Origin of the sequence: Aureimonas sp. AU40 (assembly GCF_001463785.1) — a bacterium.
Classification (GTDB): Bacteria; Pseudomonadota; Alphaproteobacteria; order Rhizobiales; family Rhizobiaceae; genus Aureimonas.
On sequence record NZ_BBWL01000012.1, the window covers coordinates 1 to 12,916 of the forward strand.

The 12,916-nt window shown below is 64.9% G+C and carries 10 protein-coding genes and 1 tRNA gene; 5 read left to right on the plus strand and 6 right to left on the minus strand.

Annotated elements, in window-relative coordinates; translation table 11 throughout:
* On the minus strand, positions 1 to 834 hold an 834-nt coding region (locus tag AUL32_RS04750; RefSeq protein ID WP_244497653.1), incomplete at its 3' end, for a methyl-accepting chemotaxis protein.
* 490 nt (positions 835 to 1,324) lie between these two features.
* Between AUL32_RS04750 and AUL32_RS04755 the strand changes: the two genes are divergently transcribed.
* From AUL32_RS04755 to AUL32_RS04765, 3 genes are all read left to right on the plus strand, one after another.
* Positions 1,325 to 2,203, plus strand: a complete 879-nt coding sequence (locus AUL32_RS04755; protein ID WP_244497656.1) for an SMP-30/gluconolactonase/LRE family protein — start codon at positions 1,325 to 1,327, stop codon at positions 2,201 to 2,203.
* Between the two features lie 44 nt (positions 2,204 to 2,247).
* The gene (locus tag AUL32_RS04760; protein WP_062112190.1) at positions 2,248 to 3,453 is read left to right on the plus strand and encodes an SMP-30/gluconolactonase/LRE family protein; all 1,206 of its coding nucleotides are present in this window, start codon (positions 2,248 to 2,250) and stop codon (positions 3,451 to 3,453) included.
* Positions 3,454 to 3,597: 144 nt separating this feature from the next.
* A tRNA-Ser gene (locus tag AUL32_RS04765) sits at positions 3,598 to 3,687 on the plus strand.
* A gap of 133 nt (positions 3,688 to 3,820) precedes the next feature.
* On the opposite strand, the gene AUL32_RS25030 is transcribed toward AUL32_RS04765, so the two are convergent.
* The gene (locus AUL32_RS25030; protein WP_156421325.1) at positions 3,821 to 4,378 is read right to left on the minus strand and encodes a hypothetical protein; all 558 of its coding nucleotides are present in this window, start codon (positions 4,376 to 4,378) and stop codon (positions 3,821 to 3,823) included.
* 96 nt (positions 4,379 to 4,474) lie between these two features.
* Here AUL32_RS25030 and AUL32_RS04770 point away from each other — a divergent pair, with 96 nt between their 5' ends.
* Together AUL32_RS04770 and AUL32_RS04775 are read left to right on the plus strand one after the other, a co-directional pair.
* Positions 4,475 to 5,656, plus strand: coding sequence for a glycosyltransferase (locus AUL32_RS04770; protein ID WP_156421326.1), 1,182 nt, complete (start codon positions 4,475 to 4,477; stop codon positions 5,654 to 5,656).
* A gap of 93 nt (positions 5,657 to 5,749) precedes the next feature.
* The gene (locus tag AUL32_RS04775) at positions 5,750 to 7,879 is read left to right on the plus strand and encodes an exopolysaccharide transport family protein (protein ID WP_062112192.1); all 2,130 of its coding nucleotides are present in this window, start codon (positions 5,750 to 5,752) and stop codon (positions 7,877 to 7,879) included.
* A gap of 240 nt (positions 7,880 to 8,119) precedes the next feature.
* Here the strand turns inward: AUL32_RS04775 and AUL32_RS04780 are convergent, their stop codons facing one another.
* The 4 genes from AUL32_RS04780 to AUL32_RS04795 form a co-directional block, all read right to left on the minus strand.
* Positions 8,120 to 9,064 (minus strand): hypothetical protein, encoded by a 945-nt coding sequence (locus tag AUL32_RS04780; protein ID WP_062112194.1) that lies wholly within the window; start codon positions 9,062 to 9,064, stop codon positions 8,120 to 8,122.
* A 43-nt stretch (positions 9,065 to 9,107) separates the two neighbouring features.
* Complete coding sequence (locus AUL32_RS04785; protein WP_062112196.1) at positions 9,108 to 10,184, minus strand: glycosyltransferase; 1,077 nt, start codon at positions 10,182 to 10,184, stop codon at positions 9,108 to 9,110.
* Between the two features lie 26 nt (positions 10,185 to 10,210).
* Positions 10,211 to 11,347 (minus strand): UDP-galactopyranose mutase, encoded by a 1,137-nt coding sequence (gene glf / locus AUL32_RS04790; protein ID WP_244493044.1) that lies wholly within the window; start codon positions 11,345 to 11,347, stop codon positions 10,211 to 10,213.
* A gap of 110 nt (positions 11,348 to 11,457) precedes the next feature.
* Entirely contained in the window at positions 11,458 to 12,906 is a 1,449-nt protein-coding gene (locus tag AUL32_RS04795) for a hypothetical protein (RefSeq protein WP_062112197.1), read from the minus strand.
* Positions 12,907 to 12,916 lie beyond the last annotated feature (10 nt).

Sequence of the window (12,916 nt, forward strand, 5' to 3'; positions counted from 1 at the left end):
CAGGCTGGACCCCGCCGTCACCTGTGACGAAGCGGTGCGGATGTTGGCAACGATCGAGGTCAGGTTGCGGCCCATCGTGGAGGCAGCATTCTGCAACTCGCCGATCTCGTCCCGGCTGCGCACCGGCTCCAGCGGTTCGCTGAGGTCGCCTTCCGCGATGCGGCCGAAGGCAGTTTGCAGCGAGCGGAGCGGGCGAAACAGCGCGCTGCTGATCAGGAAGATGAGAACGCCGGCGACGGCCGCGATGATGAGGTTCGTGATCACCATGGACTGGACCGTGCTCGAAATGCCCGCGAGATAGGCCGTGCGATCGAGCCCGACGAGAAGCAGGCCGATCGTTTGGCCCGACGCGTCCTTCAACGGGTCATAGGCGACGTAATACGGCTTCCCCAAAATGTCCGCCTCGCCCCGGAAGGGCTGGCCGCCGGCGAGCGTCGTCGTGGCAGCGCCCGCCGAGGTCAGCTTGGTGCCGTTCGCGCGCGAGCCGTCCGCGTTGCGCAGGCTCGTGCTGACTCGGGTGTCGCCCTGGAAGAGCGTCGCGGCTCCGCCAAGGAGACCACTGATCTCGTCGACGATCTCCGTATCGCCGTTGAGAAGCTTCGAACCGAGGTAAAGCTGGCCGTTTTCGATTCGGAAGGCCGCGCCCTCGCGATTGAGGATGCGCCAAGCGACCTTGTTGTTCGACGCGAGGCGCGTCGACGCCTTATGCGAAGCGTCCTCGACGGCGGAGCTATAAGCCTGCCAGATATTGGTGACGGAAGCCACCGTCAGCGCTGCAAGCGCAAGCGCGACGACCTTGGCGCGAATGGAGATCCGAAGCGTCTTACCCAACATGTCACCCTCATCACTCCGCATGGCGTCTTGTGCGACGGCGGCGGTTCCTTCGTTCGTGACGGGATAAGGTGTGGCCCTTTGTTTGGTGCCCTACAGAAGCCCGAGTTACCGAGAAAAGCCGCGCTCATGCTGAACCCTTTCTAAAAAAGTCTGCGTAGATCTCTCGTCGCGGCGGATTTGGAAGAAGCAGACGCGCCGGCCCTTTACGACGTCGAAATCCTTCCGCCGGTGGGGGTGACGGCCAAGCGCATCTGCCCGTTCACGCGTCGGAGCATTCGTCCGCGCGCCTGAAACGCTTCGATCGACTGCCTCAATTTTGCGGGGAGCATTTGCCTATCCCGCTCGTTCCCCTGCCGAACGAAATGGCGAAGGGCAGATCATGGGGCTGACTCGGAGGGAGTTCGTTGCGGCGGGACTGACGATGACTGGCGGTTTCATGGTAGCTCGCTCGGCCTGGGCTCAGGGTGCCGCCGCACCGAGCGACGGAGATATGTCCGGCCTGCTTAGTCCCGGCGCCCGGCTCGAAACGCTTTATGAGGGCGGTCGTTGGTGCGAAGGGCCATGCTGGCTTCCCGACCGAAACAGCCTCGTGTTCAGCGATGTTCGCGCCAACCGCATGAACCTGTTGACCGCTTCCCGGCTGATTTCTCCCTATCGCGACCCGTCCAACAACGCCAATGGCAACGTGCTCGACGCCGAAGGGCGCCTCGTCACCTGCGAGCATCGCAGCCGCCGTGTGGTGCGGGAGGAGGCGGACGGCACGTTGATAGTCCTGGCGGACGCGTTCGATGGCAAGCGTCTGAACTCCCCCAACGACGCGACCCTCGCTCCCGACGGCGCGATCTGGTTCACCGATCCCGTCTACGGTATTCGCCAGCCCGACGAGGGCATCATGGCCGAGCCCGAGCAAGCTGCCCGCCGGGTCTATCGCATCGCGCCCAATGGGCGACTGGAGGCGCGAACCGACCGGCTCGACCAGCCCAACGGCCTCGCCTTTTCGCCCGATGGTGGCACGCTCTATGTCTCCGAAAGCGGCGCGGCTTTGAACCCGGAAGGGCCGAGCGGCATCTGGGCCTTCGCCGTGGCGGCAGACGGGAGCCTGGACGAAGGCCGCCTCTTTGCCTCCATCTCACCCGGCGTTTCTGACGGACTGGAGGTCAGCGAGGCCGGACATGTCTTCGCGGCCTGCCAGGACGGAGTGCGGGTCTTCGGCCCGGATGGGCGAAGGATCGGCAGCATCCCGACCGCGACCGCCAGTTCCAACGTCGCCTTCGGCGGCGCCGGCGGCAAGCGCTTGTTCATCACCGCCGGGAAGGCCGTCCACGCGATCGATCTCGCCATTGCCGGGCTGCGTTTCGGCCGCGGCTGACCCTCTTCCCCCGCACCATCCTTCGATCCGCAGGAGTTCGTGACATGGCGCCATCCCGCCGACAGTTTCTCGCCCACAGCGCCGGCCTCGGCGCTTCACTAGTTCTGGGCGGCCCGGCCTTGTCGCAGGAGACCGGCTCGCCCCTATGGGAAACAGGCGCGGCGCGGGGCGAGGGGAGCGCGGCTCGTGGTGTCGGCGAGATGGAACTGGCTATATTCGCAAACGCGCCCTCCACGCCGACGGGCCTTGCCATCTCTCCGGGCGGCCGGATCTTCATCATGATGCCTCGCTTCGACGCGAAGGTGCCTTACACTCTCGGCGAGGTGGCGCGCGATGGTTCGGTGATGCCCTTTCCCGATGCCGCGACCAACGCGGTGGACCCCGACGCGCCGCAACGTTCGCTCATGCATGTTCCCAACGGCGTCTTCGACACGGCCGGTCATCTCTGGGTTCTTGATGCCGGGTTGCCGGAGGGCAAGGGACCGCCGGTGCCGGGCGGCGCCAAGCTGGTTCAGTTCGACATCGAGACCAAGCGGGCGCTTCGCACCATTCCGCTCGAACCGGGCATTGCGCCCACCTCCTCGTTCAACGATCTGCGCGTAGATACGCAAGGCGGCAGGGCTCGCGCCTTCGTTTCCGACCAGGGGCAGGACGGGGAAGGGGCGATCCTGGCGGTGGATCTCGAAACCGAGCGCGTCGTGCGGCGCCTGGCCGGCCATGCCAGCACGCAGTCGCAGAAGGGCTTGGCGAAATTCGTGGAGCATCGCCCGGTCGAGCTCGATCCCGGGGAGGGGCCGGCGCGCGCCGTGCAAGGAGGCGCGAACGGCATCGCCCTCGGGCCGGATGGCAAGCGTCTCTATTATGCGCCGCTGATCGGGCGCCACCTCTACGCCGTGGACGCGGCGGCGCTTCTCGACCCGGCGCGCAGCAATGCCGAGATCGCCGCGATGGTGGATGACCTTGGCGAGAAGGGCATGACGGGCGGCCTCGGCGCCGATGCGATGGACCGGGTCTATCTGACGCTTCAGGAGCAGAACGCGGTCGGGCGTCGCCATCCCGACGGACGGATCGAGGTGATCGCGTCCGATCCCCGCCTCGTCTGGGCCGACACGATCGTCATTACGTCCGACAAATGGCTCTACGTTTCGGCCGCGCAGGTGAATCGCCGCCCCGAATACAACAAGGGTGAGGATCGTCAGAAGCCACCCTACGCCGTGTTGCGCGTACGCATCGACGCCGGGCCGGCTTGAGCAGGTTGCCGAGCAGGCCCGCCGCGCCGGCGGACGCTGCAGCGGCTTAAGGCTTGCGGGGCGCTGGAGGCGACGCCCCGCTTCACAGGATTTGCGTCTTGACCCCTTGATCCAAAGTCTCGCTTCCGTTAGTCGGAGCGTATTGGAGAGGTGGCCGAGTGGTCGAAGGCGCTCCCCTGCTAAGGGAGTATACCAGAAATGGTATCGTGGGTTCGAATCCCATCCTCTCCGCCATGATCGGCCGATAGCTTTCCCGCTTCGACTGATTCCCCGATTTCCCGCAACGATTATCCTGGCTCACGCACATCGTTTGGTCCGTGCCGATGATGGGCATGCATTCGAGTGGCGCGCCGTCCAGTTCGGCATCTCACCCAAAATGCTGCATTGCGGTAAATCTTGGATTGTCGCACGATCCATTTTGGCGCGCGAGATTGCCGGTTTGTTTGTTCTGTCGTTCTTCGAAGTCCCTCAGTAGGTCGATGTCCTGGACTCCGGGCAACAGGACGCGTTCGCCTTTTCTGCAACACAATCGACGTTGCATCGAGACGGATGTGTCCCTTCCTGCGAAAACAATCAAATTGAACGTAATTCCGTCAGGTCTTGAATTTAAAGTGTATGGAGACGCGTTCTTTACCAATGAAGATAGGCGGGAAGCCTCGAGATCAGCGACCTGTGATTGTCTGGCATTAGGGATAGGACGCGGAAAAAGAGAATCGCCATTGCGCAATGCAACAGCAGAAGGCATTGTATTTTCGAATATGTGATTGTTTTTGCGGCGGGCAGTGTCGCGTCTTGAACTCGCGAAACGATTGGACGCGAGTTCCGGGCCGGTGCCCATCCTGCCGCTACGGCCGGTCGGCTTTCCCACGAAGCGGCGTTCCGCTATTCCAGCCGAAAGCGGCGACGCGTGTTCGGAGCGGGGCATTCCCCGCTCCGTTGCAGCGCGCTGAGCTGAGGCGGCTTGGATCGCACGCTGGCGTGGGGCCGGGAACGGTCGCTTGGAAATCTGAGGAGTCGACGGGTGAAGGTTGCGATCGTCCATTACTGGCTCGTGACGATGCGGGGCGGGGAGAAGGTTCTCGAAGAGCTCTGCAAGCTCTACCCGCAGGCGGACATCTTCACGCTCGTGCTGGACGAGGGGACCTTGTCTCCCATCCTGCGCAAGCACAAGATCACCACGTCCTTTCTCCAGAGCATCCCCGGCAGTCGCAAGCACTACCAGAAGCTTCTGCCGCTCATGCCCTTCGCGTTGGAGCAGCTCGACGTCACGGACTACGATCTGGTGATCTCCAGCGAGTCCGGGCCGGCCAAGGGGATCGTGACGCGCCCCGACGCCCTGCACATCTGCTACTGTCACTCGCCGATGCGCTACATCTGGGATCATTACCACGTGTATCGCCGCGAGTTGGGTCTGGCGTCGCGCTTCGTTTTCTCACTCGTGGCGCCTCTCCTGCGCATGTGGGACGTGACCACGGCGGCACGCGTGGATGCCTTCGTCTCCAACTCCATGCATGTCTCGCGTCGGATCGCGCGCGTCTACGGCCGCCTGTCGACGGTGATCTACCCGCCCGTCGCGGTGGAGGATTTCGAGCCCGCGGACAAGATCGAGGACTATTATCTCTGCGCCGGGCAGATCGTCACCTACAAGCGCGTGGACCTTGCCGTGCAGGCCTTCACCAAGATGGGCAAGCCGCTGATCGTGATCGGCGACGGGCCGCATCTGGAGCCCTTGCGGCGCGTTGCCGGTCCGAGCGTGAAGTTTCTCGGCCGCTGCGATTTTGCGACGCTGAAGCATCACCTCAGCCACTGCCGCGCCCTCGTGTTTCCGGGCGAGGAGGATTTCGGCATCCTGCCCGTCGAGGCCATGGCCAGCGGGCGTCCGGTGATCGCCTATGGCGCCGGCGGCGCGCTGGAGAGCATGGGGGACGAAGGCGCGGGCGTCTTCTTCACCGACCAGTCGGTGGATGGTTTGGTGGACGCGGTGCGTCGCTTCGAGGCGCGGTTCGACGAATTCGACCCCTCGCGCATCCGAAAAAGGGCGCAGCGCTTTTCTTCGGCGCGTTTTCGCCGCGAAATGTCGGCATTCGTCGAAGCCGAGTTGGCGCGCAAGAGAAACACGTTCCGCCAGCCGGAATGGAACGAGATCGAAGCGCACGAAGACTCTTCGAACACGCTCGTGCTGACGCACGACGAGCGGGTTTGAGACGGATCGGCTTCGGGTGTTGGAGATCGAAAGATGGAAATGAAGTTCCCGACGCCGGGTGGAGCGCCCACCCAAGAAGGTCGGCCGGGACATTTGCGGGACGAGCTGTATCGCCTGATCGGCTTCGTCCGGCGGCAGGCCCTGCTGGTTGCGATCGGCGCGGGCCTCGCCGCCCTGCTCGCCGCGCTGATCCTGTTCAACACCGTGCCGACCTACCGCTCGCAGATCCGGCTTCTTTTCTCCGAGCCGCCGAACTTCCTGCAGAACGAGCGGGAGCGCGACGCGCTGACCCAGGCCGACGAATATATCGCGACGCAGATGGCGCTGATCGAATCGCGCTCCATCGCCAATCGTGTCGCCAAGGACCTGAAGCTGACCGACCGCTTGGACGAGTTGAGCCAGCGCCATGGAATTGTCAGCTCCATCCGCTCACTCTTTGCCGGTAGCGACGCGGAACCCGCCGATCCGAGCGTGCCCGACACGGCCGAAGAGCGCGCCATCAGCTATCTCCAGAACAATCTGACCGTGTTTCGCGTGGCGCGAAGCTATGTCATCGAGATCGGCTTCGATTCTCCCGACCCCGTCTTGTCCCGCGAAGTCGCGGACGCCTATGGCAGCGCCTTCCTGGCAGACCAGGTGGCGGGGCGCCTCGACGGGCTCAACCGCATCAGCAACTGGTTGGAAGTCCGGATCGAGGAGATCGGTCGGGGCTCGCGCCAGGCGGCCGAGGCCGTGGCGCGCTTTCGCGCCGAGAACGGGCTTGTCGCCGCCGATGGACGCCTAGTCACGGATCAGCAGCTCGAAGGCCTGAACCAGCAGCTCATCAACGCGCGCGCCAGCGTTTCGGCCGCGCAGGCGCAGGTCGAGATCTATTCCGCCGCGATGAAGGACGGCAATATCGAGACGCTGATCGGCCTGCGCCAACGCGCCAACGGCTCCAACACGCCGGCCAACGGCGACATCGCTAGCGACTATCTCCTTGCCGCCGAGCGCGAGCGGGCGGTGGTGGCGCGCTGGGGCGCCGAGAACGAGCAGGCGCGCGCCATCACCGCCGAAAAGCAGCGGCTGGCGAACCAAGTGCGCGCGGAAGCGCAGCGCACGCTCGACGCCTACCAGTCGGAACTCGCCCGCGCGCAGTCCGAACTCGCCGCCATCAACACCAATCTGGAAGCGGCCGCGACCAAGAGCGAAGGCGTCGGCTCCACCATGGTAACGCTTCGCACGCTGGAGCAGCGCGCGCAGTCCTTCCAGTCGCTCTACCAGAACTATCTCGGCCGGTATCAGGAGCTGATCCAACAGCGCTCGCTGCCGATCGACACCGCGCGCATCATCACCACGGCGGTGCAGCCAGATTCGCCGCTCTTCCCCAAATACAAGATCGTCATGGCCCTCTCGCTGATCCTCGGCGGGGCGATGGGGGCGGTGGTGGGCGTTGGCCGCGAGTTCTTCGACCGGTCGCTGCGCAGTCGCACCGATATCGAGGCGCATGGCGTCCCGTTCCTGGGTTACATCCCCGCACGAGGCTCGCTGCGTCGCCTCGGCTCCGCCGGGCGGTTCTCCGAGCTTTCGGACCGCGTGGCCGAGGCGCGGCACCGGTGGCTCGGACAGCGCACGCCGTCTTCGGCGAAGAAAGCCGACCGCATTCTCAACGGCACGCTGCAGCGCGTGTTGCTGGCGACCGACGCGATGCGTCTGGAGCCGATGGTGATCGCGATCTCGCCCGTCGACGGGGATCGTGCGGAACAGCAATCCTTCATCGCCCGCGCCTATGCCGAGCAGTTGGCTGCCCTCGGCCATGAGGTTCTTCTGATCGCCAAGACGGGAGAGCGCACGACGGCCGGCGGCGAATCCAGCGCTCTCATGCGCCGGGGCGTCGGCACTTCTGTCGCGCCGGAGGCGGGGCCGCAGAACCCGACCGTGGTTCAGGCGGGCAACCTGCCGATGTTCAGCCAATCCACCAACCGCAACGGCGTCCAGGCGCTGGGCTCGGGCGTCGCAGGCCTGTCGGGCCGCTTCGACCGCGTCGTGATCGAAGGCGCGTCGCTGGACCAGCCCTTGAACATCTCTGCGCTGATCTCTTCGATCGACCGCTTCGTTCTGGTGGCGCGCTGGGGCGCGGTGCCGCGTCAGTCTCTGGGCGAGGCCGTTCGCGCCATCCACGGGCTGCGCGCCAAATGCGCCGGCGTGATCCTGGACGAGGCGGAGGTCGGCAAGATCAACTGATCTCGCCCGTTTCAAGGCTCAATTCAAAGCCCGCGTGTCGCGAGACACGCGGGCTTTTTCGTGCGGTGTGTTTTTTGGACGGAGCCTTTCGAGGCGTTTGCGAAAGGCCGCGTGGAGCAGCGTCTTGAGACGGCGACCCAAATAGAAACGCCCCGGCAAGTCAGCTTGCCGGGACGTCGGGAAGTTGGGTTCAATGCCTGGCCGCCTTGCAGAGAGGGTCCGGGCGAACGGGCAAAACCCTTACCGGAAGAACGTCTCGCGCACCTGCTGCGAGAACATCTCGCGCTCGCCGGAGACGAAGTCGCGATAAGGCGCCTGGGCTGCGAAATGCGTGTCGAAATCCCCGAACACCTCGCCCACCAGCTTGCCGAAGCGCTGCTCGAGCGAAGGGTCGATGGCCAGCTTGTACTGGTCCTGCAGGGGCATGTCCTCGGCGAAGGCCGCCGAGCCGCGGCGTCCCGCGATCACCACCGTGCCGAGCGAGGCCGCCTCGCGCGGCAGGCGATCCTTGCCGGGATGCTCGCCGAAATCGATGTAGATCTTGGCGCGGGAGAAGGCGTCCTCCACCTCGGCCTTGGTCATGTTGATGATCGGCTTGAAGGTCAGCCCGGGATGGGCGCGCTGCAGCCGCTCGGTGATCGGCAGGCCCTTTTTGGGATTGTAGAGGATGATATCCTCGCGCGCCGGTCCGCCCGACTGCGGCGGCACCACGGACAGATAATCCGACAGGATGCCGCCCGACACGCCCCAGCGCTCCAGGCAATTGCGGGCATAGTGGGACTGGAAGAGATGGCGCGTGCCCGACAGGGTCTGCGCCTTGATGAGCGAGCGCTTGTAGGTGTTGGCGGCGATCCGCTTCGCGCCCGAACGCTGCGACAGGAAGAAGTCGAAGCTCAGCCACCAGATGAAGCGCTCGGCCTTGCTAAAGAGCGGGAACTGGCGAACCATCGTCTCGGGACCGACGAGACAGTCGTTCTTGCCGAGCTTCAGTTCCTTCATCGGCGGCGTGTCGTAGACGCGGTAGCGCTCGGGGACCGGCGCTTCCGGGTCGGGTACATAGTGTATATAGGCGTCGCCGCCCTGGCGCCGGATTTCGTGCACCAGCTGGTGAAGCAGTTCCGGGCCGCCCGTTTGAACGCCGGACGGCGCAAGAACCGCGATCTTGCCATAGGCGCAGGTGGTCATTCAGAAGCTCCGGGACGAGGGGTCGAGATAGAAGGTTTGGAAATCATCGTGCCGGCGGAGCCGGCGCGGCGGTTGTCGCCGTGTGGGCGTCCTTGGGCGTGATGGCGTCGACCGGCAGCCGGCAAACGCCGATCAGAAAATCCTTCACCAGCACGTTGCGGCCAAGGCCGGTCTCGCCGGCATAGGCTCTTTCGGCCTGAAGCCGGCGGAAAGTGGAAAGACGCTCGCCCAAGCGCGGCGCGCGGTAGATGCGGTCGCGATCGGCGTAGAGACGCGCCAAGCGGTCCCAGTACAGGGCCGCCGCATGGGCGTGCGAACGGATCGAGACGTCCTCCGCCGCGCTTTCCACCTCCCGCAGGAGGGCGGCACGATGGGCCGCGATCGTGTGGTGCATCTCCATGATCTCGGCGGAGGCCACGAGCTTGCCGCGCAGGCGCAGCAGGAGGCCCTTGCGCAGGCCCCCATAGGCGTTCTTGCCATGTTGGCGGTAGCGCACGAGGCGAGCGGGCAGCGCCACGGTGGAGCCGAAGCTGTCGCCCAAGAAATGCGCCCAGCGGTCATGCGACAGGGGCGAGCCGACCGCGTGATTGTCCAACCCGCGTCGCTCGGACGGGATGAGGTCGAGCAGATAGCGGCGGAACACCTGGGTCAGGCCGAAATACACGTCCCACGGGGGCAGCGAGAGGGAGGGGCGCAGCTCGAACTGGGAGATGCCCTGGTCGAACGTGCCGATCTCCTGCGACTCGCCGTCGATCAGCGAGGCGGCGTGAACGCAGAGAACGGCGTTGTGCCGCTCCATCTCGTCGATGCAGGTCTTGAGCTTTTCCGGCAGCCACTCGTCGTCCTGATCGCAGAAGGCGACATAGTCGCCCCGGCACAGCTTGGTGGCGGAAAGGAAGTTCTCGCCATAGCCGAGCCGGGTCTCGTTCTGCTTGATGCGGACGTCGAAGGGCGCGGAGGCGGCGAAATCGCGCACGATGTCGAGCGTCTCGTCGCTCGACCCGTCGTCCGCGACGATCAGCTCCATCGGCGTCAGCGTCTGCGCGCGCAGGCTCTCCAGCTGGGCGCCGATATATCGAGCGCCGTTGTAGGTCGCCATCACGATCGAAACCGATGCCATCGAAGCGTCTCCGCGCGCCGCCGAACTCACGCTGCGCTGGCCGGCGCGAGCTGCTTCTCGAACAGGGCCAGGGCGCGGCCGCAGGCCTGGTCCATGTTGTAATAGGCATAGTCGCCGAGGCGCCCGGCGAACCAGACCTTGCCCGCCAGATCGCGCGCCATCTGCTGATAGGGCTGGAGCGCCTGCGAAGTGCCTTCGGTCGGGATGGGATAATAGGGCTCGTTGGTGCCCGGCACATAGGCTTCCGGGTATTCTTCGACCAGCACCGAGCCTTCGCCCTTCTGGCCGGTCAGATGCTTGAACTCAGTGATGCGCGTGAAGCCGAACTCGTTGGGGTAGTTCACCGTGCCGACGGCCTGGGCGAAACGCTCTTCCGATTCCACCAGGCGGAAGCGCAGGCTGCGATAGGGCAGGGCGCCGTGCTCGTAGCGGAAATACTCGTCGATCGGCCCGGTGAAGACGGTCTTGGCATCGGGATAGGACGCGCGCACGTCGTCATACTCCGTGCCGAGCGACACGGTGATGTTGGGATGGTCGAGAATGCGCTTGAACATGGCGGTGTAGCCGTCCACCGGCATCGCCTGGAACCGGTCCTGGAAATAGCGGTCGTCGCGGCTGACATGGATCGGCACGCGGGCGCTGACCGAGGGCGCCAGATCCTCCGGCTTCAAGCCCCATTGCTTGAACGTGTAGTTCTCGAAGACGCGGGAATAGACATAGTCGGCAAGGAAGGTCAGTTCCGGGTTGCCGTCCTGGCGCATCTTCAGGATCGGAACCTTGGTGCCGTAGCCGTAGGCGTCGATCAGCGATTCGCTGAGGCGCTCCGCCATCTTGGCGGGGAAGAGGTCGACCAGCGTATTCAGGTTGAACGGGATCGGCGTGTAGCGCCCGTCCACATGAGCCAGCACGTGGTGGAAATACGGCCGCCATTCCGTGAAGCGCGACAGATAGGTCCAGATCGCCTCGCTGTTCGTATGGAAGATGTGGGGCCCATACTTGTGGACGAGGACGCCGTAGGCACCGGGATAGTCATAGGCGTTGCCGGCGATGTGGTCGCGCCGGTCGATCACCAGAACCTTCTGGTCCAGGACGGAGGCGATCCGCTCGGCTAGGACCGCGCCGGTAAAACCCGCACCGACGATGACCCATTTGGGCTTGCTCAAGGATAGCATCTGTCCGCTCATATCGCTTCGATGGTGCAAGGCAACATCGTGGTTACTGTAAGTCAAGCAAGGATTATTTTTATTCCTGGTAAACAGGACGCCGAAACACTTCAGGCCGGTGAGATGCCGCCTCGATCGACCTGATTGTAGGAAAGAGAATGGGTGCCGCGCGACGACATGTAGGGCTCGGTGCGCGGCCGCCCGACGGCCAGCATCATGCCCAGCGTCATCGCCGTGATCGGCCCGAAATCGGGGCTCGTGCCGATCAGGATGCCGATCAGAAAGGTGGGCAGAAGCGCCCAGCGGCCGGCAGTGAGCAGCGCCGCGCCCTGCTTGTCCCCCAGGGGGCGCCGGCGCAGGTAGCAGCAGATTACGAAGGCCGCGAACAGGAAGGCGCCGAGATAGCCCGTGTTGCTGGCGAGCGCGACCCAGAAGTTGGAGGCGCGCGCACTGCCGACGCCGATCCCCAAGCCCCAGGACGAGCCGAGCGCCTCCCAGGCCGTGCGCGTCCACATGCTGCGCTCCTCGAAGGAACTCGAGGTCGTCTTCGACACGAGAATGTCGTCGAGAACGAAGCCGATGCGATCGATCAGCGCCGGCTGAAACAGGACCAGCGCGACGACCACCACGACCGCCAGAAGCGCCACGATCGCCTCCACCGTCAGGTGGTCCATCGTGCCCGGATCGAAGCGCACCAGCCGCCAGAGCCATTCCAGCCCCACCGCGCCCATGAAGATGCCGAGCCCGGCATAGGCCGCCGAGGACGAGGACAGAACGGCGAACACGGCGAGGATGGCGCAGGCCGGCAGCGCTAAGACCCGAAGCGGGTCGCCCGGCGAAAAGGCGCGTCGCGCGAAGAACAGGAGCGCCAGAAGCACGACGCAGGTGCTGCCGAAGGCCGAGGCCTCCGGCATGAGGCCGACGACGCGCCGGGCTCCGAGCACCTCCGCGTCCACCAGCAGCGCATAGGTCGCGGTGCGGAAGGCGTCGAGCAGCGCATCCAGCGGAACGAAGCTGTTGGCGAAATCGAGAACGCCGGTGCCGATCGTGACGAGGCAGCCCATCAGGATGGCGCGCGGAAGAAGCGAGCGGCTGCGGGCGTCGCGAAGGCCGACCGAAACCGTCAGCGCCGTCACGATCGAGATCGTGAGATAGGCGAGCTGCGAGACGTTCTGCGTGCTGGGATAAAGCGGAGCCAGCGGCCCCTCGATGGCGCGGACCGGAACCACCAAAATCTCGCCCGCGAAAAGTCGCGGCATGATCAGTGTGGTCAGGATGCAGACGAGAAGAAACAAGAACAGGAAAGCCTGCGACCGGGGCCGCAGCATGAGATGGAGCAGGAAGCCGGTCTGCCCGGGCGCCATCAGGATTCGCAGGGACAGAAGCGCCGCGACGATCGGCAAGGGTGTGAAGGTCAGCCCCGCCGTCAGCGCCGGTGGAACGGCGGCGAGCGAGCCGAAGGGGATGGCGCAGAAGAACAGGGTGACCAGTGCCGGCACCCCGCGAACGAAGGCGATCGAGACGAGAAGCCAGAAGACGAGAAGAACGAGGGCCGCCATCGAACGCCGC

Excerpts from the sequence above, each read along its gene's own strand:
- AUL32_RS04755 (WP_244497656.1), top strand. The coding sequence starts at position 1,325 with ATGTCCGGCCTGCTTAGTCCCGGCGCCCGGCTCGAAACGCTTTATGAG.
- AUL32_RS04760 (WP_062112190.1), top strand. The coding sequence starts at position 2,248 with ATGGCGCCATCCCGCCGACAGTTTCTCGCCCACAGCGCCGGCCTCGGC.
- AUL32_RS25030 (WP_156421325.1), bottom strand. The coding sequence starts at position 4,378 with ATGCCCCGCTCCGAACACGCGTCGCCGCTTTCGGCTGGAATAGCGGAA.
- AUL32_RS04780 (WP_062112194.1), bottom strand. The coding sequence starts at position 9,064 with ATGACCACCTGCGCCTATGGCAAGATCGCGGTTCTTGCGCCGTCCGGC.
- AUL32_RS04785 (WP_062112196.1), bottom strand. The coding sequence starts at position 10,184 with ATGGCATCGGTTTCGATCGTGATGGCGACCTACAACGGCGCTCGATAT.
- AUL32_RS04795 (WP_062112197.1), bottom strand. The coding sequence starts at position 12,906 with ATGGCGGCCCTCGTTCTTCTCGTCTTCTGGCTTCTCGTCTCGATCGCC.